This window comes from Pseudomonas vancouverensis (assembly GCF_004348895.1).
In the GTDB taxonomy this organism is placed as follows: Bacteria; Pseudomonadota; Gammaproteobacteria; order Pseudomonadales; family Pseudomonadaceae; genus Aquipseudomonas; species Aquipseudomonas vancouverensis.
The window spans coordinates 629,641-651,551 of record NZ_RRZK01000007.1 but is presented as its reverse complement, the minus strand read 5'-3'; the positions used below and the strand labels follow the sequence as shown (position 1 = coordinate 651,551).

The 21,911-nt window shown below is 59.7% G+C and carries 24 protein-coding genes; 12 read left to right on the top strand and 12 right to left on the bottom strand.

The features are described from left to right. The first annotated feature begins 21 nt into the window (after positions 1–21). Both EIY72_RS07470 and EIY72_RS07465 read left to right on the top strand, forming a co-directional pair. Positions 22–312, top strand: coding sequence for a DUF2782 domain-containing protein (locus tag EIY72_RS07470; protein WP_093228128.1), 291 nt, complete (start codon positions 22–24; stop codon positions 310–312). A gap of 56 nt (positions 313–368) precedes the next feature. Beyond that, on the top strand, positions 369–1,319 hold the full coding sequence (locus EIY72_RS07465; protein WP_093228131.1) for a homoserine kinase: 951 nt from the start codon (positions 369–371) through the stop codon (positions 1,317–1,319). A 112-nt stretch (positions 1,320–1,431) separates the two neighbouring features. On the opposite strand, the gene znuA is transcribed toward EIY72_RS07465, so the two are convergent. Beyond that, positions 1,432–2,352: a zinc ABC transporter substrate-binding protein ZnuA gene (znuA, locus tag EIY72_RS07460; protein WP_197678807.1), complete on the bottom strand. Its 921-nt coding sequence runs from the start codon at positions 2,350–2,352 to the stop codon at positions 1,432–1,434. A gap of 66 nt (positions 2,353–2,418) precedes the next feature. On the opposite strand from znuA, the gene zur reads away from it, so the two are divergent. From zur to EIY72_RS07440, 4 genes are read left to right on the top strand one after another with little or no spacing between them, the layout of a single operon-like run. Continuing rightward, positions 2,419–2,901 carry a zinc uptake transcriptional repressor Zur gene (zur, locus tag EIY72_RS07455; protein WP_093228137.1) on the top strand — a complete coding sequence of 161 codons (483 nt, stop codon included), beginning with the start codon at positions 2,419–2,421 and terminating at the stop codon, positions 2,899–2,901. Next, complete coding sequence (znuC, locus tag EIY72_RS07450; protein ID WP_093228140.1) at positions 2,901–3,686, top strand: zinc ABC transporter ATP-binding protein ZnuC; 786 nt, start codon at positions 2,901–2,903, stop codon at positions 3,684–3,686. The genes zur and znuC overlap by 1 nt, the downstream gene beginning before the upstream one ends. Beyond that, positions 3,679–4,467, top strand: coding sequence for a zinc ABC transporter permease subunit ZnuB (gene znuB / locus EIY72_RS07445; RefSeq protein WP_093228144.1), 789 nt, complete (start codon positions 3,679–3,681; stop codon positions 4,465–4,467). Before znuC ends, znuB begins: the two co-directional genes overlap by 8 nt. A 37-nt stretch (positions 4,468–4,504) precedes the next feature. Continuing rightward, positions 4,505–5,221 carry a PA5502 family lipoprotein gene (locus EIY72_RS07440; protein ID WP_093228147.1) on the top strand — a complete coding sequence of 239 codons (717 nt, stop codon included), beginning with the start codon at positions 4,505–4,507 and terminating at the stop codon, positions 5,219–5,221. 70 nt (positions 5,222–5,291) lie between these two features. On the opposite strand, the gene katE is transcribed toward EIY72_RS07440, so the two are convergent. After that, on the bottom strand, positions 5,292–7,430 hold the full coding sequence (gene katE, locus EIY72_RS07435) for a catalase HPII (protein WP_093228150.1): 2,139 nt from the start codon (positions 7,428–7,430) through the stop codon (positions 5,292–5,294). Between the two features lie 210 nt (positions 7,431–7,640). Between katE and EIY72_RS07430 the strand changes: the two genes are divergently transcribed. The 4 genes from EIY72_RS07430 (at position 7,641) to EIY72_RS07415 (ending at position 11,106) form a co-directional block, all read left to right on the top strand. After that, complete coding sequence (locus tag EIY72_RS07430; protein WP_093228153.1) at positions 7,641–8,648, top strand: methionine ABC transporter ATP-binding protein; 1,008 nt, start codon at positions 7,641–7,643, stop codon at positions 8,646–8,648. Then, entirely contained in the window at positions 8,648–9,322 is a 675-nt protein-coding gene (locus EIY72_RS07425; RefSeq protein ID WP_093228156.1) for a methionine ABC transporter permease, read from the top strand. The genes EIY72_RS07430 and EIY72_RS07425 overlap by 1 nt, the downstream gene beginning before the upstream one ends. 72 nt (positions 9,323–9,394) lie before the next feature. Beyond that, entirely contained in the window at positions 9,395–10,165 is a 771-nt protein-coding gene (locus tag EIY72_RS07420) for a MetQ/NlpA family ABC transporter substrate-binding protein (protein ID WP_093228160.1), read from the top strand. Between the two features lie 170 nt (positions 10,166–10,335). Continuing rightward, a complete protein-coding gene (locus EIY72_RS07415; RefSeq protein ID WP_093228163.1) occupies positions 10,336–11,106 on the top strand; it encodes an RHS repeat-associated core domain-containing protein in 771 nt (256 codons plus the stop codon). Positions 11,107–11,445: 339 nt separating this feature from the next. Here the strand turns inward: EIY72_RS07415 and EIY72_RS07410 are convergent, their stop codons facing one another. Genes EIY72_RS07410 through EIY72_RS07390 form a run of 5 tightly spaced genes read right to left on the bottom strand, consistent with a single transcriptional unit; the run spans position 11,446 to position 15,348 of the window. Beyond that, a complete protein-coding gene (locus tag EIY72_RS07410; RefSeq protein ID WP_093228165.1) occupies positions 11,446–12,081 on the bottom strand; it encodes an SCO family protein in 636 nt (211 codons plus the stop codon). After that, on the bottom strand, positions 12,078–12,977 hold the full coding sequence (gene cyoE, locus EIY72_RS07405; RefSeq protein ID WP_093228168.1) for a heme o synthase: 900 nt from the start codon (positions 12,975–12,977) through the stop codon (positions 12,078–12,080). Before cyoE ends, EIY72_RS07410 begins: the two co-directional genes overlap by 4 nt. Further along, positions 12,965–14,038, bottom strand: a complete 1,074-nt coding sequence (locus EIY72_RS07400; RefSeq protein WP_093228171.1) for a COX15/CtaA family protein — start codon at positions 14,036–14,038, stop codon at positions 12,965–12,967. Before EIY72_RS07400 ends, cyoE begins: the two co-directional genes overlap by 13 nt. A 10-nt stretch (positions 14,039–14,048) precedes the next feature. After that, on the bottom strand, positions 14,049–14,642 hold the full coding sequence (locus EIY72_RS07395) for a hypothetical protein (protein ID WP_093228173.1): 594 nt from the start codon (positions 14,640–14,642) through the stop codon (positions 14,049–14,051). Next, positions 14,608–15,348, bottom strand: a complete 741-nt coding sequence (locus EIY72_RS07390) for an SURF1 family protein (RefSeq protein ID WP_093228176.1) — start codon at positions 15,346–15,348, stop codon at positions 14,608–14,610. The genes EIY72_RS07395 and EIY72_RS07390 overlap by 35 nt, the downstream gene beginning before the upstream one ends. Before the next feature lie 70 nt (positions 15,349–15,418). Between EIY72_RS07390 and EIY72_RS07385 the strand changes: the two genes are divergently transcribed. After that, positions 15,419–15,622 (top strand): twin transmembrane helix small protein, encoded by a 204-nt coding sequence (locus EIY72_RS07385; RefSeq protein WP_093228179.1) that lies wholly within the window; start codon positions 15,419–15,421, stop codon positions 15,620–15,622. 50 nt (positions 15,623–15,672) lie between these two features. On the opposite strand, the gene EIY72_RS07380 is transcribed toward EIY72_RS07385, so the two are convergent. The 4 genes from EIY72_RS07380 to coxB form a co-directional block, all read right to left on the bottom strand. Continuing rightward, the gene (locus EIY72_RS07380) at positions 15,673–16,560 is read right to left on the bottom strand and encodes a cytochrome c oxidase subunit 3 (RefSeq protein WP_093228182.1); all 888 of its coding nucleotides are present in this window, start codon (positions 16,558–16,560) and stop codon (positions 15,673–15,675) included. A 25-nt stretch (positions 16,561–16,585) separates the two neighbouring features. Beyond that, positions 16,586–17,137 (bottom strand): cytochrome c oxidase assembly protein, encoded by a 552-nt coding sequence (locus EIY72_RS07375; protein WP_093228185.1) that lies wholly within the window; start codon positions 17,135–17,137, stop codon positions 16,586–16,588. Positions 17,138–17,302: 165 nt separating this feature from the next. After that, positions 17,303–18,889: a cytochrome c oxidase subunit I gene (ctaD, locus tag EIY72_RS07370; RefSeq protein WP_093228188.1), complete on the bottom strand. Its 1,587-nt coding sequence runs from the start codon at positions 18,887–18,889 to the stop codon at positions 17,303–17,305. A gap of 82 nt (positions 18,890–18,971) precedes the next feature. After that, positions 18,972–20,099, bottom strand: a complete 1,128-nt coding sequence (coxB, locus tag EIY72_RS07365; RefSeq protein ID WP_093228191.1) for a cytochrome c oxidase subunit II — start codon at positions 20,097–20,099, stop codon at positions 18,972–18,974. Positions 20,100–20,470: 371 nt separating this feature from the next. Between coxB and EIY72_RS07360 the strand changes: the two genes are divergently transcribed. Then, a complete protein-coding gene (locus tag EIY72_RS07360) occupies positions 20,471–21,121 on the top strand; it encodes a hypothetical protein (protein ID WP_093228194.1) in 651 nt (216 codons plus the stop codon). Positions 21,122–21,176: 55 nt separating this feature from the next. Here EIY72_RS07360 and EIY72_RS07355 read toward each other — a convergent pair whose 3' ends face one another. Next, entirely contained in the window at positions 21,177–21,908 is a 732-nt protein-coding gene (locus EIY72_RS07355) for a carbonic anhydrase (RefSeq protein ID WP_093228196.1), read from the bottom strand. Positions 21,909–21,911: the final 3 nt, after the last annotated feature.

Genomic DNA, 21,911 nt, shown 5'->3' with positions numbered 1-21,911 from the left:
CGACAAAGGGACAAGGTTATCATGCGCACACTAAATCGCCTGTTGCTGGCTGGCTTGTTTGCAATCGCACCGCTGGCCGTCATGGCGGCGGACGACGCACCGAGCCCGGAGCCTGAAGTCACGATCCACACGGAAGGGGACAAGGTCATCCAGGAATACCGCCAAAACGGCTTCCTGTATGCGATCAAGGTCACGCCCAAGGGCGGCAAACCGTATTTTCTGGTCCGTGCAGACGGTACCGATGCAAACTTCATTCGCTCGGATCAGCCGGATATGCTGATTCCGTCGTGGAAAATCTTCGAGTGGAAGTAGTTTTTAATTTCAACCGGCGCCGCCCCACGAGCGGCGCCCGTACTGGCAGTTAAAACATGTCTGTGTTCACCCCCCTGGCTCGGCCCGAGCTGGAAGCTTTTCTCGCCCCTTATGGCCTCGGCCGCCTGCTTGATTTCCAGGGGATTGCCGCCGGTAGCGAAAACACCAATTTCTTCATCAGCCTGGAACAGGGCGAGTTTGTCCTGACCCTGGTCGAACGCGGACCGGTTCAGGAAATGCCGTTCTTCATCGAACTGCTCGACGTGCTGCACGCCGCCGACCTGCCGGTGCCTTACGCTTTGCGCACCACCGATGGCGTGGCCTTGCGTGAACTGGCCGGCAAACCGGCGCTGCTGCAGCCACGCCTGGCCGGCAAGCACATCAAAGTGGCGAATGCGCAGCATTGCGCCCAAGTGGGCGAATTGCTCGGCCATCTGCACCTGGCGACCCAGGCCAACATGATCAAGCGCAAGACTGACCGTGGCCTGGACTGGATGCTGGAAGAGGGCACGCAGTTCCTCTCCCACGTCGACGCGGAGCAGAAAGAGCTGCTGCAACGGGCACTGGAAGAAATCGCACAGCAGAAAGAGAAAATCCTGGCCCTGCCGCGCGCCAACATCCACGCCGACCTGTTCCGCGACAATGCGATGTTCGAAGGCACGCACCTGACCGGACTGATCGACTTCTACAACGCCTGCTCGGGGCCGATGCTCTACGACGTGGCGATTGCCTTGAATGACTGGTGTTCGGACGAGGAAGGATTGATCGACGGGCCGCGCGCACGGGCCTTGCTGGGCGCCTATGCCGCCTTGCGCCCGTTCACCGCGGCGGAAGCCGAGCTGTGGCCGACCATGCTGCGGGTGGCCTGTGTACGGTTCTGGCTGTCACGCCTGATTGCGGCAGAATCGTTTGCTGGGCAGGACGTGCTGATTCACGATCCGATGGAGTTCCAGTTGCGTTTGGCGCAGCGGCAAACCGTTAATACGCCGCTGCCTTTCGCCCTTTAAGGTTCGCGCGCCAAGGCACAATGAACCTGTGGGAGCGAGCTTGCTGGCGAAGGCGGCCGGTCAATGTGATGCCTCCATCGCGAGCAAGCTCGCTCCCACAGGGTTTGGTCGGTTACAACGACTCCAGACAGCCCGCCAGATCATTGCCCAGCTTCTCCAGCACCTGCTCATAGCCCTGAGCAGTCGCTGGCGTATAGCCGCCCAGCGCATCCAGTTCCGCCAGCTTCACCGGCAAGCCTGCCACCAGTGTTTCCGCCAGGCGTGGTCGCAGCGGCGGCTCACTGAACACACAGGTCTTGCCAACTTCCTGCAAGCGCGCGCGCATCGCTGCAACATGCTGGGCGCCGGGTTGCACCTCCGCCGCCACGCTGAATACGCCGGTGTGTTTCAAGCCATAGGCGTCTTCGAAATAGTCAAACGCTTCGTGGAACACGAAATAAGGCTTGCCCTGCACATCGGCCATGCGCTTCTTCAAGCGCAGATCCAGCGCATCCAGGCGCTCATCGAAGGCTTTGAGATTGCTCTGATAACGCGCGGCGTTGGCCGGATCAGCGGCGCTCAAGTCAGCCGCCATCTTCGTCGCAATGACACGGGCATTCACCGGCGACAGCCACAGGTGCGCGTCCAGCGTTCCCGGGCGATGATCGTGATCATGTTCGTCAGCATCTTCGGCGTGGGAGTGGCTATCTTCGGCGAAGCGTCGCAATTTCATACCCGGCAAATCCTGCACGGCAACACTTGGCAGGGTACGGCCATTGAGCACCCGGGGCAGGAAGCCTTCCATGTCCGGCCCGATCCAGTACACCAGATCCACCGACTGCACCTTGCGCACATCGGAAGGGCGCAGGGCATAGTTGTGCGGCGAAGCACCCGGCGGCAGCAGCACTTCCGGAATCGCCACGCCATCCTGTACCGCCGCCGCGATCAATTGCAGTGGCTTGATGCTGGTCAGGACCTTGACCTCGGCCTGTGCCGAACCGATCAGCAGAAAACTTGCGAAAAATGAGACAAAAACTGAAAAAAGTCGGGACACGATGACCACTCGAAGAGGCGAGAACAGGTAACATAATAACGTCTCTCACAGAACTCGTCGCCGCTCATGCCTAAAACACCGATTGCCAGCCGCCCCCACGACCACTCTCATTGCGTGCACAGCGCTTTGTCCGAGGCCGATGCCCTGTGCGCACGTCAGGGTTTGCGCCTGACCGCTTTGCGCCGGCGGGTACTGGAACTGGTATGGCAGAGCCACAAACCACTGGGTGCCTACGACATCCTCGCGGTACTCAGCGAGCAGGACGGCCGCCGGGCCGCACCACCGACGGTGTACCGCGCGCTGGATTTCCTACTGGACAACGGCCTCGTGCACCGTATTTCCTCGCTCAACGCCTTCGTCGGCTGCAACCATCCGGAGCACGCCCATCAGGGCCAGTTCCTGATCTGCCGCGAATGCCATGCCGCCATCGAGCTAGAGCAGAAGTCCATCAGCGACGCGATCATCGCCAGCGCCGCCGACGTCGGCTTTGTCGTCGAAGGCCAGACCGTCGAAGTGGTCGGTCTCTGCTCGGGTTGCCAGGGGGCTTGATGAGCAACGCGCTGATTCGCCTTGAACAGGTCGCGGTCACTTTTGCCGGGCAGTCGGTGCTCGATAACATCGAACTGAGCGTCGAGCCGGGGCAGATCGTCACCCTGATCGGCCCCAACGGTGCCGGCAAGACTACCTTGGTACGCGCCGTACTTGGGCTGCTGAAACCGGACAGCGGCAGTGTCTGGCGCAAGCCGAAGCTGCGTGTCGGATACATGCCGCAAAAACTTCACGTCGACCCAACCCTGCCGCTGTCCGTGTTGCGCTTCCTGCGTCTGGTGCCGGGTGTTGACCGCGCCATGGCCCTGGCGGCACTCAAGGAAGTCGGCGCCGAGCAGGTCATCGACAGCCCGGTACAGAGCGTGTCCGGCGGTGAGATGCAGCGTGTGTTGCTGGCTCGCGCCCTGTTGCGCGAGCCGGAACTGCTGGTGCTCGACGAACCGGTTCAGGGTGTCGACGTGGCTGGTCAGGCCGAGCTCTACAGCCTGATCACCCGTCTGCGCGATCGCCACGGCTGCGGCGTATTGATGGTTTCCCACGACTTGCACCTGGTGATGAGCACCACCGATCAGGTGGTCTGCCTGAACCGTCACGTCTGCTGCTCCGGCCACCCCGAGCAGGTCAGCGGCGATCCGGCGTTCGTCGAGCTGTTCGGCAAGAACGCGCAAAGCCTGGCGATCTATCACCACCATCACGACCACGCCCACGATTTGCACGGCTCGGTGGTCAGCGCGGCGCCGACAGCCCACACCCATGTACACGGAGACAACTGCAAGCATGGCTGATTTTCTGCTTTACGCCCTGCTTGCAGGTCTGGCCCTGGCGGTCGTCGCAGGCCCGCTGGGATCATTCGTGGTCTGGCGGCGCATGGCCTACTTTGGCGACACGCTGTCCCACGCGGCCTTGCTCGGCGTAGCCTTGGGCTTTCTGCTGGATGTCAGCCCGACCGTTGCCGTCACCGTCGGCTGCCTGCTGCTGGCGGTGCTGCTGGTGACCCTGCAACAGCGCCAGCCCCTGGCCTCCGACACGCTGCTGGGAATTCTCGCCCCCAGCACGCTCTCTCTGGGCCTGGTGGTACTAAGCTTCATGCACGAGGTGCGGATTGACCTGATGGCGTACCTGTTCGGCGACCTGCTGGCGATCAGCCCGACCGATCTGGCCTGGATTCTCGGCGGCAGCGCAGCCGTACTGGCGTTGTTGATTGCGCTGTGGCGGCCCTTGCTGGCGATCACCGTGCACGAGGAGCTGGCCAGGGTTGAAGGCTTGCCGGTCGCCGGACTGCGCATGGCCTTGATGCTGTTGATCGCCGTGGTCATTGCCGTGGCGATGAAAATTGTCGGCGTGCTGCTGATCACTTCGCTGCTGATCATCCCCGCGGCTGCGGCACAACGTCACGCCCGCTCGCCGGAGCAGATGGCACTGGGCGCGAGCCTGCTGGGCATACTCGCCGTGTGCGGCGGGCTGGCGCTGTCCTGGTTCAAGGACACCCCGGCCGGCCCCTCGATTGTGGTCACAGCGGCCGCGCTGTTTCTGCTGAGTTTTGTTCTGCCCCGTCGAGGGGTGTAGACTTGCTCGTTTTTTGCGCAAATAGAGAGTCGCAGGAATGAAGTCGTCCGCTTCCCGTTATCTGCTCCTGGTCGCATTTTCCTTGCTGCTGGGCGCCTGCCAAAGCACGCCGCCGGCAGCCACCGAAACCCCCGATGCGCGGGCGACGGCACTTGCACAGCTGGAACAAAACATCGCCAGCGATGAACTGGCCACCGCCGAAGACGAGTTGGCCGCGCTGCAAACCGAGTCGCCCAACGATCCGGCCCTTGAGCCCTACCAGCGACAATTGGCCGAGGCTTACCTGCGCCGCAGCCAGATCGTCCTGCAAAAGGGAGATGTGAATGCTGCTGCGACTGCACTGAGTCGTGCTCGCGCCTTGATGCCCAAAGCTCCGGCCCTGACTGGCGGCGTCAACGGCGGCATTGCCCAGGCGCGTAAAGCCGAGTTGGAAAAAGCCGAAGCCGCACTCAAGGCCGCTGAAGCCAGGCCGAAAGCCAAGGTCATCGATCCGACCGCCGAAAGCACCACGATTGCGTTGAACATCGCCGATATGGGCAAGCTGCGTCGCCAACTGGATGCCATCGCCGCCGATGTGGTGAACTACCAGTGTGATGTGAGCATCCAGGCGCCACGAACCAATGACTACCCATGGTTGGCGACCCTGTTGACCAAGCGCGTGAAAAAACTCGACCCGCAATACGATCTGAAGCTGGAGCGGCAGATTCTGCGCACAGTACCGGCGCAGATGGTTTTGACGCCGCGTAAACCTTAAAAAAAGCTTCGCCGGATCGCCGCCATCGCGAGCAAGCTCGCGATGGCTTCAGATCAGTCCATGCACTACCTCAGGCCGGAATGCCCTTGGCCTTCGCCTCCCTATCCCACACCCGATGCTGCCCGATCGCGGCAATAAACGCCTTGCTCAGCTTGGCATCCGTCCCCACGATCAATCCCGCATCCACTTCCAGTTTCAACACATCCAGCAGTTGTTTGGCCTCGCCCTGCAGTGCGATCGCCTTCAGATGCTTGTAGGCCTCGAGCAGGTAATGCAACGCCACGCCATCGGTGCTTAACGCCTTTATCGATGCCGCGCCACCGGGCACGAACACCGCATCGAAGGCCACCGACGGCGAGCCCTCCATCGACGCATCCACCGGCAGGCTTTTGCCATCAGCCGCCTTCACTGGCGCCGAGGTCGGTCCGAGCAGTTTGCCGTGGGCACCTTCAGCCTTAAGCGCTTTTTTCATCCCATCGATGGCTGCACTATCGACACCATTGGCCACCAGGATCGCGACTTTCCGCGTTTTGATGTTCTCCGGCAGCAAATTCACCTGGCTCAACGCAGGGGAATGATTCGACGAAGTCTTGCGCTGCTCTACGGTGCCCTTGGTCGGCGCTGGCAATCCAAGGTTCTGCGCCACCCGAGCGGCCAGTTTCAGGTCGATATTGGCGAGGATTTCATTGACTTCACGTGCGCGGATGTTCTCCCTTTCGACTTTGCCCAACTCAAAGCTGTAGGCCGCAATGATGTGTTCCTGCTCGTGCTCGCTCATGCTGTGGAAAAACAGCCGTGCCTGGGAGAAATGGTCCCCGAAGGATTCACTGCGCTGACGGATCTTGTTGGCATCGATGCGCTCCGGGTAACTCTCGAAACCACCATCCTGGTCAGCAGATGGCGTTTCCTTTGGCCAGCCACCGTCGATGGAGTTCGGCTCGTAGGAAGCGCGACCCTTGTCGATGGTGCTGCGGTGCTGGGCGTCACGTTGCCCGTTATGGAAGGGTGCGACGGGCCGATTGATGGGAATCTCGTGAAAATTCGGCCCACCGAGTCGGCTGATTTGCGTATCGGTGTAGGAAAACAACCGGCCCTGCAGCAGCGGGTCATTGGAAAAATCGATCCCCGGCACGATATGCCCAGGGCAAAACGCAACCTGCTCGGTTTCGGCGAAGAAGTTGTCCGGGTTGCGGTTCAACGTCATCTTGCCCAGCGGCGTAATGGGCACCAACTCTTCGGGGATGAGCTTGGTCGGGTCGAGAATATCGAAATCGAAGGCGTGCTCGTTTTCTTCCTCGATGACCTGCACGCCCAGTTCCCACTCCGGATAGTCGCCGGTCTCGATGGACTCCCAGAGATCTCGACGATGGTAATCGGCGTCTTTGCCCGCCAGCTTCTGAGCTTCGTCCCACACCAGCGAGCAGGTGCCCGCCGTAGGACGCCAGTGGAATTTGACGAACCGCGATTTACCCTCGGCGTTGATCAGGCGAAAGGTGTGCACGCCGAAACCCTGCATGCTGCGCAGGCTTTTCGGGATCGCCCGATCAGACATTGCCCACATCACCATGTGCGCCGACTCAGGCACCAGCGAGACAAAATCCCAGAAGGTGTCGTGGGCCGAGCCACCGGTAGGCATTTCGTTGTGCGGCTCCGGTTTCACCGCGTGGACGAAGTCGGGGAATTTGATCGCGTCCTGGATGAAGAACACCGGCATGTTGTTACCCACCAGGTCGAAGTTGCCCTCGTCGGTGAAGAACTTCACGGCGAATCCTCGGACGTCCCGCACGGTATCGCCTGACCCGCGCGGTCCCTGCACCGTGGAAAAACGCACGAACACCGGGGTTTTCTTCGACGCATCCTGCAGGAAACCGGCCTTGGTCAGGGTCGAATGATTTTCATAGCTTTGAAAGTAACCATGGGCACCTGTCCCGCGCGCATGCACGATGCGCTCAGGAATGCGCTCATGGTCAAAATGCGTGATCTTTTCACGCATGATGAAATCTTCCAGCAACGAAGGCCCGCGTGGCCCGGCCTTTAGGGTGTTCTGGTTGTCCGCCACTTTCACGCCCTGATTGGTACGCAGGGCCTGGCCGGTGGCGTCGGAACGGAAGGTTTCCAGGCTGTCGAGCTTGGCGTTGGTATTGCTGCGGTCCGGGGTATCGGTCCCGGCCAGTGCGCTCTTGGTGGCGGCAGGCTTCTTGGTACTCATCAGGCTTGAACTCCTTGGGCGTCATTCAATGGCCTAAGTAGTGACTGGCGAGCTTCTTCCACCGTTCCTTTTTTCTGACCTTTGATCGCGTTATTGCCAAAAGACAGGACAAATGCGAAATAAATGCTAAGAACCTCTATACGGACAGGCTAAAATGCGCGCCCGGCTAACCGCTGATCCTTTTTCAACGCGCCCCACAAGGTTCGCTACGTGATCGAGTTTCAAAACGTCCACAAAACCTACCGCGTCGCCGGTAGGGAAATCCCCGCCCTGCATCCGACCAGTCTGACGATTGAGAACGGTGAGGTTTTCGGCTTGATCGGTCATTCCGGCGCAGGAAAAAGTACCCTGCTGCGTCTGATCAATCGCCTGGAAAACACCAGCGGCGGCACAATCACCGTCGACGGTGAAGAAATCACCGCACTCGATGCCAACGGCCTGCGCCGTTTCCGTCAGCAGGTCGGGATGATTTTCCAGCACTTCAACCTGCTGGCGTCCAAGACTGTCGCAGACAACGTCGCGCTGCCACTGACCCTGGCCGGTGAACTGTCGCGCAGCGAAATCGATGCACGCGTCGCCGAGTTGCTGGCCCGGGTCGGTCTGTCCGACCACGCGAAAAAGTACCCGGCACAATTGTCCGGCGGCCAAAAGCAGCGCGTTGGCATCGCCCGCGCACTGGCAACCAAGCCGAAGATCCTGCTGTGCGATGAAGCCACCAGCGCCCTGGACCCGCAAACCACGGCGTCGGTCCTGCAATTGCTGGCCGAGATCAATCGCGAGCTGAAACTGACCATCGTCCTGATCACCCACGAGATGGACGTGATCCGCCGTGTCTGCGATCGCGTTGCGGTGATGGATGCGGGCGTGATCGTCGAGCAAGGCACGGTGGCCGAGGTGTTCCTGCACCCGAAACACCCGACCACCAAACGCTTCGTCCAGGAAGACGAGCAGATCGACGAAGGCGAGCAACGCGACGATTTCGCTCATGTGCCGGGGCGCATCGTGCGTCTGACGTTCCAGGGCGAAGCGACCTACGCGCCGTTGCTGGGCACCGTCGCACGCGAAACAGGTGTGGACTACAGCATCCTTGCCGGTCGCATCGACCGCATCAAAGACATCCCTTACGGGCAACTGACCCTGGCCGTGACCGGCGGTGACATGGACGCAGCTTTCGCCCGCTTCACTGCCGCGGACGTCCACATGGAGGTGCTGCGCTAATGGAAGCCCTGACAAGTTTCTTCGCCAATATCGACTGGTTCGAAATCTGGCTGGCCACCGGCGACACCATGCTGATGCTCGGTGGTTCGCTGCTGTTCACCGTGCTGCTCGGCCTGCCGCTCGGTGTCTTGCTGTTCCTCTGCAGCCCGCGCCAGTTGCTGGAAGCCAAAGGTGTCTACGCCCTGCTGTCGCTGGTGGTGAACATCCTGCGCTCGCTGCCGTTCATCATCCTGCTGATTGTGATGATTCCGTTCACGGTGCTGATCACCGGCACTTCCCTCGGTGTCGCCGGTGCCATCCCGCCGCTGGTGGTGGGCGCCACGCCGTTCTTCGCGCGCCTGGTGGAAACCGCCCTGCGTGAAGTGGATCGCGGCATCATCGAAGCCACCCAGGCCATGGGAGCGACCACGCGGCAGATCATCGTCAACGCCTTGCTGCCGGAGGCCCGCCCGGGCATCTTCGCGGCAATTACAGTCACAGCGATTACACTGGTGTCCTACACGGCGATGGCCGGCGTTGTCGGCGCCGGTGGCCTGGGCGACCTGGCGATCCGCTTCGGCTACCAGCGTTTCCAGACCGATGTGATGATCGTCACCGTGGTGTTGCTGCTGGTCCTGGTGCAAGTGCTGCAAACCGTTGGCGACAAATTGGTTGTCCATTTTTCCCGCAAGTAAGACATGATCCGGCCAGTCGCTTGCGGTGCCAAACGGGCACTGCAGGCGGGCACCTCACATGGAGTTAGCTGAATGAAAAAACTACTCGTGGCCTTCGCGGCCGTTGCCGCGTTCTCCGCTCACGCAGAAACCCTGACGGTTGCGGCCACGCCGGTTCCGCACGCCGAGATCCTCGAATTCGTCAAGCCAGCCCTGGCCAAGGAAGGCGTGGACCTGAAGGTCAAGGTCTTCACCGACTACGTGCAGCCGAACGTGCAAGTCGCGGAAAAGCGCCTGGATGCCAACTTCTTCCAGCACCAGCCGTACCTGGATGAGTTCAACAAGGCCAAGGGCACCAACCTGGTATCGGTTGCCGGTGTACACCTGGAGCCGCTGGGCGCTTACTCCAGCAAGTACAAGACCCTCGCCGAGCTGCCAGGCGGCGCCAACGTGGTGATCCCGAACGACGCCACCAACGGCGGCCGTGCACTGCTGCTGATGGCCAAGGCCGGTCTGATCAAGCTGAAGGATTCGAACAACATCCTGTCGACCGTCAAGGACATCACCGAAAACACCAAGGACCTGAAAATCCGCGAACTGGAAGCTGCGACCATCCCGCGTGTGCTGACTCAGGTCGACCTGGCGCTGATCAACACCAACTACGCGCTGGAAGCCAAGCTCGACCCGTCCAAGGACGCGCTGTACATCGAAGGCAGCGACTCGCCCTACGTGAACATCCTGGTCGCTCGTCCGGACGACAAGGACAGCGACGCGATGAAGAAGCTGGTTGCTGCCCTGCACAGCCCGGAAGTGAAGGCGTTCATCATCGAGAAGTACAAAGGCGCGGTAGTGCCGGCGTTCTGATCTGCGAACGTAACGAAAAAAGGGGACGCCATGAGCGTCCCCTTTTTTGTGCTTGAAATACCGCCCAGTTCCGTTGTGACCTCCACCCTATCAGTTCTGCTAGTAGACACTTTCGCATCGAAAGCCAAAGCTGAATCAGGCGAATCAAAAAACCTTCGGGAGTTCAGATCATGCTTGCCAATGCTCAATACGTGCTATGTCGTTATTACTATGATCCATTGGACCGACTGATCGGTACCAACCCAACAAACAATGACAGGCTTCAGCGCTTCTACTGCAGAAGCCGTTTGGTCACGGAAATTCAAGGCCGTGTGCAGCATTCAATTTTTCAACAAGGTGATCAACTGCTCACTCAAAAAAGCAGGCAGGATGATTCAGATGAATCTTCGATATTGGCGACAGATCAAATGCGCTCAGTATTGCAGGTGGTCAAAGCCAGCGGGATCAATCCCATTGTCTATGCGCCTTATGGATATCGTTCTACCGATGGGAGTTTGTTGAGTTTATTGGGATTCAATGGTGAGCAGGCGGACTCATTCACAGGGTTTTACTTATTGGGTAACGGTTATCGAGCGTTTAATCCGGTTTTAAAACGTTTCAACAGCCCGGATAACATGAGTCCGTTTGGGGCTGGAGGCATAAACTCGTATGCTTATTGCTCTGGAGATCCTGTCAACCGATATGACGATAACGGACATTGGCCAAAATTTCTAAAGTCTTTGTTCAATGCATTCAAGAAATCTCCCTCAACGTCTCCTAGCCCAGTATCTTCGCCAAACATTACTAGAAAATTCACACTGTACGAGAATTTCTACGCTAGAGCAGGTGACGAAAAAATGAATGTACTTGCTTTCAAAAGCTATAGGAAGAACCCAAAACACGTTAACCGTCGTTTTAAGCTCCCGCCGAAAGAAATAAAATCTCCTAAAGATCTTGAGTGAATCCCATATTCCAATGAACTAACACAACATGCACGGAGAATGGATGGTGAATACAATGTGAATTTTATTTTTAACGAGCGTGAAGAGTTGATTGTAGGAAGCCTGAAACATGAAAGATTAAGCACTTTTACAAACAGTCGTAGACTTATCAGTGCCGGTTATATTGAGCGGGTTGGTGGAAACTCCTTTGAGATTTCGAATAGCTCCGGGCATTTTAGGCCCGCATTTCACTCACTTGCCCCAGTGGAGGATTACCTGAAAAATCTCGGGGCAAGTGTGAAATCTATACGTTTTCCGCGGCAGTAGTCTTGTCTCCACCGATCAAGAAAATTGTTGAGATCAATTATTTTTAACCATCACCGGCAACTGCGCCACCAGCTTCGCATTGTTCAACGGCGCCCGGATAAACCCGCGCTGGGTGCCATCCGGGCCGATCACCGCCAGGTTACCGCTGTGATCCACCGTGTAGTTGGGCTTGCTGGTGTCCGCCGGGATAAACGGAATGCTCACCGCATTGGCGACCTTTTGCAGCTCATCGGTCGACTTCGGCGTCAGGCCGACAAACTGCGGGTCGAAGTAACCCAGGTACTGCTTGAGCTGCTTGGGTGTATCGCGGTTGGGGTCGACGCTGACCAGCACAATCTGCAATTTATCCACAGCCTCAGGCGGCAGCTCGCTCTTGATCTGGCGCAGCTGGGCGAGGGTGGTCGGGCAGATGTCCGGGCAGAAGGTATAGCCGAAGAACAGCAGGCTCCACTTGCCTTTCAACTCGTTGATGGTGACCGGTTGGCCGTCCTGGTTGGTCATGGTCACGTCCGGCAGGCTGCGACTTTGCGGCAGCAGAATGATGCCGGCGTCGATCAGCGCCGTCGGGTCGCCCTGGTTTTTCCCGGACAACACCTTGTTGACGGTCAGGCCCAGGATCAGCGCGATCAGGGCGACGAGGATGAAGACGGTTTTCTGGGTTCGAGTCATAGGTTCAACAGTAAGTAGTGGTCTACGAGCAGGGCGATGAACAGCAGGAACAAGTAATAAATAGAGTACTTGAACGTGTTGATCGCCGCGTGCGGCCGAGTGCCACGGTACAGCACCACGGCCCATTGCAGAAATCGTGCGCCCAGCGCGAGGGCGCATACCAGGTACAGCGTACCGCTCATGTGAATGACATAGGGCATCAGGCTGACCGCCAGCAAGGCGAAGGTGTACAGCAGGATATGAATCTTGGTGTAGTGCTCGCCGTGGGTGACCGGCAGCATCGGGATGTCGGCCTTGGCGTATTCTTCCTTGCGATGGATGGCCAGCGCCCAGAAGTGCGGCGGGGTCCAGGCGAAGATGATCAGCACCAGCAACAGTGGCTCGGCGCTGACGTGGCCGGTAGCGGCGGTCCAGCCCAGCAGCGGCGGTGCGGCACCGGCCAGACCGCCGATGACGATGTTCTGTGGCGTCGCACGCTTGAGAAACCCGGTGTAGATCACCGCGTAACCCAGCAGGGACGCGAGGGTCAGCCACGCGGTCAGCGGGTTGGTGAAGGCCAGCAGCAACGCCTGGCCCAGCGCCGCCAGCAGCAGGGCAAAGGTCAGTGCCGCTGTCGGCGAGACCCGACCTTCCGCTAACGGCCGTTTGTGCGTCCGCGCCATGATCGCGTCGATGCGCCGGTCCACCACATGGTTGACCGCCGCCGCGCCCCCGGCACACAAAGCGATGCCCAGGTTGCCGAAAATCAGCACCGTCCACGGCACGCCGGCACGGGTCGCGAGGAACATCCCCACCAGCGAGGTGATGAGCATCAGCACCACTACCTTCGGCTTGGTCAGCTCCAGGTAGTCACGCCAAAGCGCCTGACTGGGACGCTCTCCGATCAGAATCGCCATGGCATCTCTCCTTTTATTGTTATGGGCCCGGCCGAGTGTTTACGCGGGCTGAAGCGCCAGCGCGCTGGCTGCTTGACCCGAACCAGGCTGGTTCGGGCGTGGTAATTGACCAGCACCATGGTCAGCAACAACGCCGCGCCACCGGCGTTGTGTGCGACGGCCACGGGCAGTGGCAGGTGGAACAGCACGTTGCTGATACCCAGGGTGATCTGTGTGCCGAGGGCGACCAGTACCAGTCCGGCCAGGCGTGTCATGCCGACCGCTCGCAGCTGCCAGGCCAGCCCCAGCAACACCAGGGTCACCAGCAAGGCGCCAATGCGGTGGGTCAGGTGAATGGCCGTGCGGGCGTCGCTGTCCAGCTGGCCGCCGAGGTAGTTCGGGCCGATGTGTTGGGTCAGGTGAAAGCCGTTGGCGAAATCCGCCGGCGGCAGCCATTGGCCGTGACAGGTCGGGAAATCGATGCAGGCCACGGCGGCGTAGTTGGAGCTGACCCAGCCACCGAGGGCGATCTGCCCTATCACCAGCAACAGCCCCGCCGTCGCCCAGTGCTGCAGGCGGCGCGGCACGGTCAGCGCCGGGACCATGCCCGACAGGCGCAACGTCAGCAGAAACAACAGGCTCAAGGTGGCGAAGCCGCCGAGCAGATGCCCGGTGACCACCTGCGGCCAAAGCTTGAGGGTCACCGTCCACATGCCGAACGCGGCCTGACCGAACACCACCGCGAGCAGGAACAGCGGCAGCTTCAACGGCTGCCCCGCATGCCGGCGCAGGACCCAGGCGCGCCCGGCCAGCACCGCGATCAACATCCCCAGGGTGCCGGCGAAGTAACGGTGAATCATTTCGTTCCAGCCTTTGTGGGCCTCCACCGGGTGATCCGGAAAATTCAGTTCGGCATGGGCCAGTTGGGCTTCGCTTTTGGGCACGCTGATAAACCCGTAGCAGCCTGGCCAGTCCGGGCAGCCGAGGCCGGCGTGGGTCAGGCGGGTATAGGCGCCGAGTAACACCACAATCAGTGCCAGCAGGGTGGCAAACAGTGCGAGGCGAAATCCAGGTTTGGCCATGACGATGCCCTTATCCGATGTTCGACAGTTTCAACAGGTGACGCAGGTCGTTGAGCAGGTCCTTGCCCTTCACCGTCGGGTCGTAGCGCAGCACCAGGTTGCCGTGGGGGTCGATGATCCACAGTTGCGGTGCGGTCGTATCACGGGTGGCGCGGCTGAAGGTGGTCAGGTCCAGTGGATAGCGTTGCAGCTGTGGGTATTCGCGCTTGAGCTTGGCGTCGTACTCGCTGTTCAGGGGTTGCGCAGCGGCCAGGGCATGGCTGGCGCGGGATGCATCGCGCCCCAGGCCGATCTGGATTTGCCGCGCCAGGTACACCAGTTGCTGACAGTCAACTGAGCAATCCTTGGGCGCCGTCACCAGCATCTGCCAGCGATCTTCCTCGGCCTGCACGCCAATGTCGGCGCGGGTCTGGCCGTTGCCGATCAATTCGCCGTGATAACTGCGGCCCTCGGGCACCCAGAAATTCAGTTTGTACATGCCGGTGGCGAGGATCATCGGACCGATCACCCCCAACAGAATCAGCAACAACTGCAAACGGCCCTTGCGTCGAGTGGACGACGGTTTCGCCTCAGACATGCTGGGTGGATTCATGGCCGCTCCCATGGTGTTTCTCCTTTGCGTTATGCCAGCCGAGATACAGATAAAGACCGAACAGGGCGATCGCCATGGCGAACCACTGCACGGCATAAGCGATGTGTTTTTCCGGGCCCATGGCGACTACCGGCCAATCGGCCAGATAAGTCGCGGGGCCAGTTTCGGCGCGCAGTTCATAGGCAAAGCCTTCGCGATCCAGGCCGACCCAGAGCTTCGCCGGGTCGACGGCAGTGATCAGCTTCGGCCAGGTCGTGGTCACCGGATCTGCGTGCAACTGGAAGGTCGCGCCAGGGGCGACGTAGACCCAGGCGTCAAGGCTGACCGCTTCTGTGGGTGTCTTGAATTGTGGAGGAGTGCGGCGCTCCGGCCATGGCAGCCAGCCGCGATTGACCAGCAGCCAAAGCCCGCTGGCCTGATCATGAAAGGGTTGCAGCAACTCGATACCGACATGTCCGTTACGCTGGCTGTTATCCAGCAGCAGGCTGTGCTCGGCATCGAACTGGCCACGCAGGCGCACGCGACGAAACGCCGGGTCTACAGTATGTTGTAGTTCGGTGCTGGCCATCGGCTCGGCAGCCCGGCGTTCGGCATAGTTTTGCAGCAACGCACTTTTTTCTGCGCCCCGGCTCAACTGCCAGAACCCCAAGGACACCAGCAGCGGCAGCAACAGCGCCACCACCAGTGTCGGTACGATACCCGGCCGAAAACGCTTCATGGCGTCGCCAGAAAGTCGGTCGGTGCGATAGCTATACTCAAATGCATCGCTTGTCCCCCGGAGTCCCACCATGCTCAAAGCAGCCATCGTCCTGATGCTGATTGCCACGGTTGTCAGCCTGTTCAGCGGCCTGTTTTTTCTGGTCAAGGACGACAGCAGCTCGAACCGCCTCGTCATTGCCTTGAGTGTCCGTGTTGCCCTGGCCGCCGTGACCCTCGGTCTGATCACCTGGGGGTTTTTCAGCGGCCAGTTGGTGTCGCATGCGCCGTGGTAGGGCGCTTCGCTTCAAACTTGAGGCTTGCAGCTTGAAGCTAGTAGCTGCTCTTAAAGTACGTAGACGAAAACGAACAGCCCGATCCACACCACGTCCACGAAGTGCCAGTACCAGCTCGCCGCTTCGAAACCGAACTGGTGCTCGTTATCGAAGTGACCGCGCATGATCCGCATCAACATCACGAACAGGATGATGGTGCCGATCGTCACGTGAGCGCCGTGGAACCCGGTGAGCATGAAGAACGTCGCGCCGTAGATGCCCGAACCGAGAGTCAGCCCCAGTTCGTGATAGGCATGCATGTACTCCTCGGCCTGGAAGGTGAGGAACGCGCAACCCAGTAGCACAGTGATCGCCAGCCACAGTTTCAGCGCGCCACGATGGCCCTTTTTCAAGGCGTGGTGAGCGATGGTCACGGTCACGCTGGAGCTCACCAGCAGCACGGTATTGAGCAGCGGCAGGCCCCAGGGGCTGATGACTTCCTTGGGTGGCGGGAACAGTTTCGAATCCGGGTTTTCCAGCAGCGGCCAGGTCCACTGGAAACTGGGCCACAGCATGTGCGCGATGCCCTTGGTGCCTTCACCGCCCAAGGCCGGACCGGACACGTGGCGGACATAGAACAGCGCGCCGAAAAAGGCGATGAAAAACATCACCTCGGAAAAGATGAACCAGCTCATGCCCCAGCGGAACGAGCGATCCATCTGCGGGCTGTACAAACCGGCGCGGCTTTCCTTGATCACGGTGCCGAACCAGCCGAACAGCATGTAGGCCAGCAGCAGGCCGCCGATGAAAAAGATCAGCGGGCCGTGGGATTCGGGATGCCCGGCTTTCAGATCGTTGAACCAGGTGCCCAGGCCATACACGGTCGTGACCATGCCGATCGTGGCAATGATCGGCCACTTGCTCTGGGCCGGTACGTAATAGTGCTCATGAGTTGCCATTTATTGTTCTCCTTATCGGGCACGCTCAACCGCCAGTATTTACTGCCACCGGTGGATGTCGGGCGGTGATATCGAACAGCGTGTAGGACAGCGTCAGGTGCTTCACGTCCTTGGGCATGTCGCGGTCAACGATGAAACGTACCGGCATCTCGATCCGCTGACCGGGCTGCAGCACTTGCTGGGTAAAGCAGAAACATTCGGTCTTGTGGAAATACGCCGCCGCCTCGCTCGGGGCGATGCTCGGCACGGCCTGGGCACTCATCGGCTTGTCGGTGGGGTTGTGTGCGACGAAGATCATCTCGTTCACCGCCCCCGGGTGGGCCACCAGATCGTCGCCCTTGGGGTAGAACTCCCACGGCATGTCGGCGTTGTTCATCGACAGGAACTGCACACGCACCTGCCGGGAGTTATCCACAACCTGTTCGCCTTCATACTGCCCGGCGGTCTTGCCGTTGATCCCGAAGGCTTTGCACATCACGTCGTAGATCGGCACCAGCGCAAACCCGAACACAAACATCGCTACCACCACCAGTAACAGGCGCGTGACCAGTTTTTTCAGGGAAATTGAATCAGCCATGATTCCAAGCCTCCACGCTGAACCCTGTAGGAACGGGCTTTTGTGGCGAGGGAGCTTGCTCCCGTTCGGCTGCGAAGCAGACGCAATGCGCTTGGGGCCGCTTCGCGACCCAACGGGAGCAAGCTCCCTCGCCACAAAAGCTTTCTCCTACAGAGGGCCGAGTGTTCATTTCACTTCCGGCGGCGTGGTGAAGGTGTGATACGGCGCCGGTGACGGAATGCTCCACTCCAGGCCTTCCGCCCCATCCCAGGGTTTGGCCGGTGCTGGCGGACCGCCGCGAATGGTCTTGATCACGATGAACAGGAAGAAGATCTGCGTGGCACCGAACATGAATGCGCCGATCGACGAGACCATGTTGAAGTCGGCGAATTGCAGGTTGTAGTCCGGGATCCGCCGCGGCATGCCCGCCAGCCCGACGAAGTGCATCGGGAAGAAGGCCATGTTCATGCCGATGAACGACAGCCAGAAATGCAGCTTGCCGAGGGTTTCGTCGTACATGTGGCCGGTCCATTTCGGCATCCAGTAATAGGCCGACGCGAAGATCCCGAAGATTGCTCCCGGCACCAGCACATAGTGGAAGTGCGCGACCACGAAGTAGGTGTCCTGGTACTGGAAGTCCGCCGGGGCGATGGCCAGCATCAGCCCGGAGAAACCGCCAATGGAGAACAGGATCACGAAGGCCACCGCGAACAGCATCGGCGTCTCGAAGGTCAGCGAGCCCTGCCACATGGTGCTGGCCCAGTTGAACACTTTCACCCCGGTCGGCACCGCGATCAGCAGCGTGGCGTACATGAAGAACAACTCGCCCACCAGCGGAATGCCGACCACGAACATGTGGTGCGCCCAGACGATGAACGACAGGAACGCGATGCTCGCCGTGGCGTAGACCATCGAGGTGTAGCCGAACAGCGGTTTGCGCGAGAAGGTCGGGATGATCGAGCTGACGGCGCCGAACGCCGGCAGGATCATGATGTACACCTCGGGGTGACCGAAGAACCAGAACACGTGCTGGAACAGCACCGGGTCACCGCCGCCGGCGGCACTGAAGAAACTGGTGCCGAAGTGGATGTCCATCAGCATCATCGTCACGCACCCGGCCAGTACCGGCATTACCGCGATCAGCAGGAATGCGGTGATCAACCAGGTCCAGACGAACAGCGGCATTTTCATCAAGGTCATGCCGGGGGCACGCAGGTTGAGGATGGTGGCGATCACGTTGATCGCGCCCATGATCGAACTGATCCCCATCAAGTGGATGGCGAAAATGAAGTAGGTCACGCTGGCCGGTGCATAGGTCGTCGACAGCGGCGCATAGAAGGTCCAGCCGAAGTTCGGCCCGCCACCAGGGGTGAACAGGGTCGATACCAGCAACAGGAACGCCGCCGGCAATAGCCAGAAGCTGAAGTTGTTCATCCGTGGCAGGGCCATGTCCGGCGCGCCGATCATCAACGGGATCATCCAGTTGGCGAGTCCGACGAAGGCCGGCATCACCGCACCGAAGACCATCACCAGGCCATGCATGGTGGTCATCTGGTTGAAGAACGCCGGTTCGACGATCTGCAGCCCCGGCTGGAACAGCTCGGCGCGAATCACCATCGCGAACGAACCGCCCAACAGGAACATGGAGAACGCAAACCACAGGTACAAGGTACCGATGTCCTTGTGGTTGGTGGTCAGCACCCAACGCATCAGGCCTTTGGCGGGGCCGTGGGCGTGGTCGGCATGACCATGGTCATCGATGACAACGCTCATGGTTTGTCTCCTGCAAGCAGATGGACTGGGCGGATCGGGGCGCGTTGACCCGACCGGTTGCTTGAGTACGCGATAGACCGGGTCATTTGCTTTCCGCCTGTTTCAGCTCCAGCACTTCTTTAGGAGTGACCATGTCGCCCTTGTTGTTGCCCCAGGCGTTACGTTCATAGGTCACGACCGCCGCGATATCGACTTCCGACAGCTGTTTGCCGAACGCCGCCATCGCGGTGCCTGGCTTGCCGAAATACACACGGTGCAGGTGATCGGCTTTAGGCCCGGTTGCAATCGGCGAACCCTTGAGCGCCGGGAACATCGGCGGCAGCCCTTGGCCTTCAGCCTGGTGACAGGCCACGCAGGTGGTGTGATAGACCTTGTCGCCGCGCTCCTTGAGTTCGTCGAGGGTCCATTCCTTGCTGGTCAGCTCCTTGAGCTGCGCAGCTTCAGCCTTGCGGTCAGCCAGCCACTTTTCGTAATCGGGTTTTTCCATGACCTCGACCACCGTCGGCATGAAGCCGTGGTCCTTGCCGCACAACTCTGCACACTGGCCACGGTAGATGCCCGGCTTGTCGATACGGGTCCAGGCTTCGTTGACGAACCCGGGGATCGCATCACGCTTGACCGCAAAGGCCGGCACCCACCAGGAATGGATGACATCGGCAGAGGTCACCAGGAAGCGGATCTTGGCGCCAACCGGTAGCACCAACGGCTTGTCGACCTCGAGCAAATAGTGATCGCCCTTGGCTTCCTTGTTGTGGATCTGATCCTGAGGCGTGGCCAGGTTGCTGAAGAACTCGACGTCCTGACCCAGGTATTTGTAGTGCCACTTCCACTGGTAACCGGTGATCTGGATATCGATCTCCGGCTCACTGGTGTCATACATCTTGATCAGGGTCGCGGTCGCGGGAATGGCCATCGCCACCAGGATCAGGAAGGGCACGATGGTCCAGAGGATTTCGACGGTGGTGCTTTCATGAAATTTGGCGGCCACCTGCCCGGTCGAGCGACGGTGGAGAATCATCGACCAGAACATGGCACCAAAGACGATGATGCCGATCACCACACAGATCCAGAAAATGGTCATGTGCAGGTCGAATACTGCGTGACTGATTTCAGTCGCTCCAGGCGCCATATTCACAGTCCAGGCCGCTTGCGCCTGACTGAAAATCGACCACAACAGGAGGCCCATCCAGACATGTGGATGTCGCATCATTGCGGGTTCCCCTTATCGTTCTTGTTATCCCGCCGGCTTTCACCTGCGGCAAGGGAGCGGCTGCATCAGACTACGAACTTGAATCGCCGGGCCTTGCTGCATATGCAGTCGGGCGTCATCAGCTAACTCCATTCCAACCCGAGTATAGACAGCGACTGCGACCCCGCAATGCGATGGCGTAAATCATCTGAAACAGCTTGGACTTGCGCTCAAGGGCACGAATGGAGAAGGATGCAGACGAGTGGTGGCAAATCGATATAACGGCAGCGTCTCAAGGATGAAATAATTATGACAAATGCGTCTTAGCATTTTTCATAAGCAAGCTAAGTTATGTCTTCCCTATTACATTGCCTTCGTTTCCTGGAGTTTTCATGAACACCGCCGCATTGCGCGAGCAGATCCAAAAAGCCCAACAACATGAAGCCGAAACCGGCCTGCTGACGCGTCAGCTGGAAAGCAAACTGCCTCATTTACACCCGGCGATTCAGTTGCCGGAAGCGGACACCCATGGTGTGTTGACGCGATTTGTCGCCGCCTACATCGAAGAAGTGCCCGATCTGCTGGATGCAGCCAATGAAGTTGCCAGGGAAGCGGGCATCGAGTCGCAAATCAAGCCGGTGCTGAAGATCGCCGAACAGTATTTCCTCCAGCCGCCTGCGATCATGGCCGGTCATGTCGGCCTCGACGGTCTGCTGGACGAAGCCTACCTGGCGCACCGGTTTGTCGAAGAGGTCAACGACCTGTACATCAAGCATTTCGGCCAGCCACTGATCCCCTTGGACATGACTGTCGCCAACCTGATTGCTCACCAATTGATCGGTGAGTCGTTCGCCAACCAACTGGATGAGGTCGTGCACCACGCCCTCGACGAGATGCTCAACGAAGAAAGCTTCGCCACCGAATCGGTCGAAGCCTATCGCGAACAACTCAGCAGCCCGGACACCGGCGCCGCGTGGAAACGCTGGCCGTGCATGTCCCGCCGCCTGGGTGTGGGCCTGGAGCTGGATCAGCCAGCCGCCTGATTCACCATCAACACCATTCCTGCAGGAGCGAGCCCGCTCCTGCAGGGTGTTGAATTCAGAAGCGCGCCTTGGGCGTCGCCACCGGAATCGGATGACTGCCATCGAGGGGCAGGAAGCAGCCCTGATCGGCGTCATAGGCTTTGATCTGGCTGGTTTCGATGTTGTAGACCCAACCGTGAATAAACAACTGACCGTTGGCCATCCGCGACGCCACCGAAGGGTGAGTGCGCAGGTGTTGCAACTGAGCGATGACATTCTCCTCGGTGAGGATGTGCATGCTTTCGCTTTCGTTGGAGCAGTTGCAGTTGTCCTGCACCATGGTCTTGGCCACTTCGGCATGCCGCAGCCAGGCTTTGACCGTGGGCATCTTTTCCAGGCTGTCGGGGTTCAGCACCGCGCGCATGGCGCCGCAATCGGAGTGCCCGCAAATGATGATGTGGTGCACGCCAAGCGCCAGCACGGCGTACTCGATGGCCGTGGAAACACCACCGTTCATTTGCCCGTAGGGTGGCACCACGTTCCCGACGTTACGGGTCACGAACAGATCGCCGGGGGAACTCTGGGTGATCAGCTCAGGGACAATGCGTGAATCGGCACAGGCGATGAACATCGCGCGTGGCCGTTGGGCGGTGGCGAGTTTCTTGAAGAGTTCTTCCTGCTCGGGGAAGACCTCATGATGGAAACGCAGGAAGCCGTCAACGATATGCTTGAGCGCTGCATCGGCGGTTTCCACCCCGGGCTCGGGCGAAGCCGGTGCAGCCAGCGGCTGTTTATCCTTGTCACTCATGAT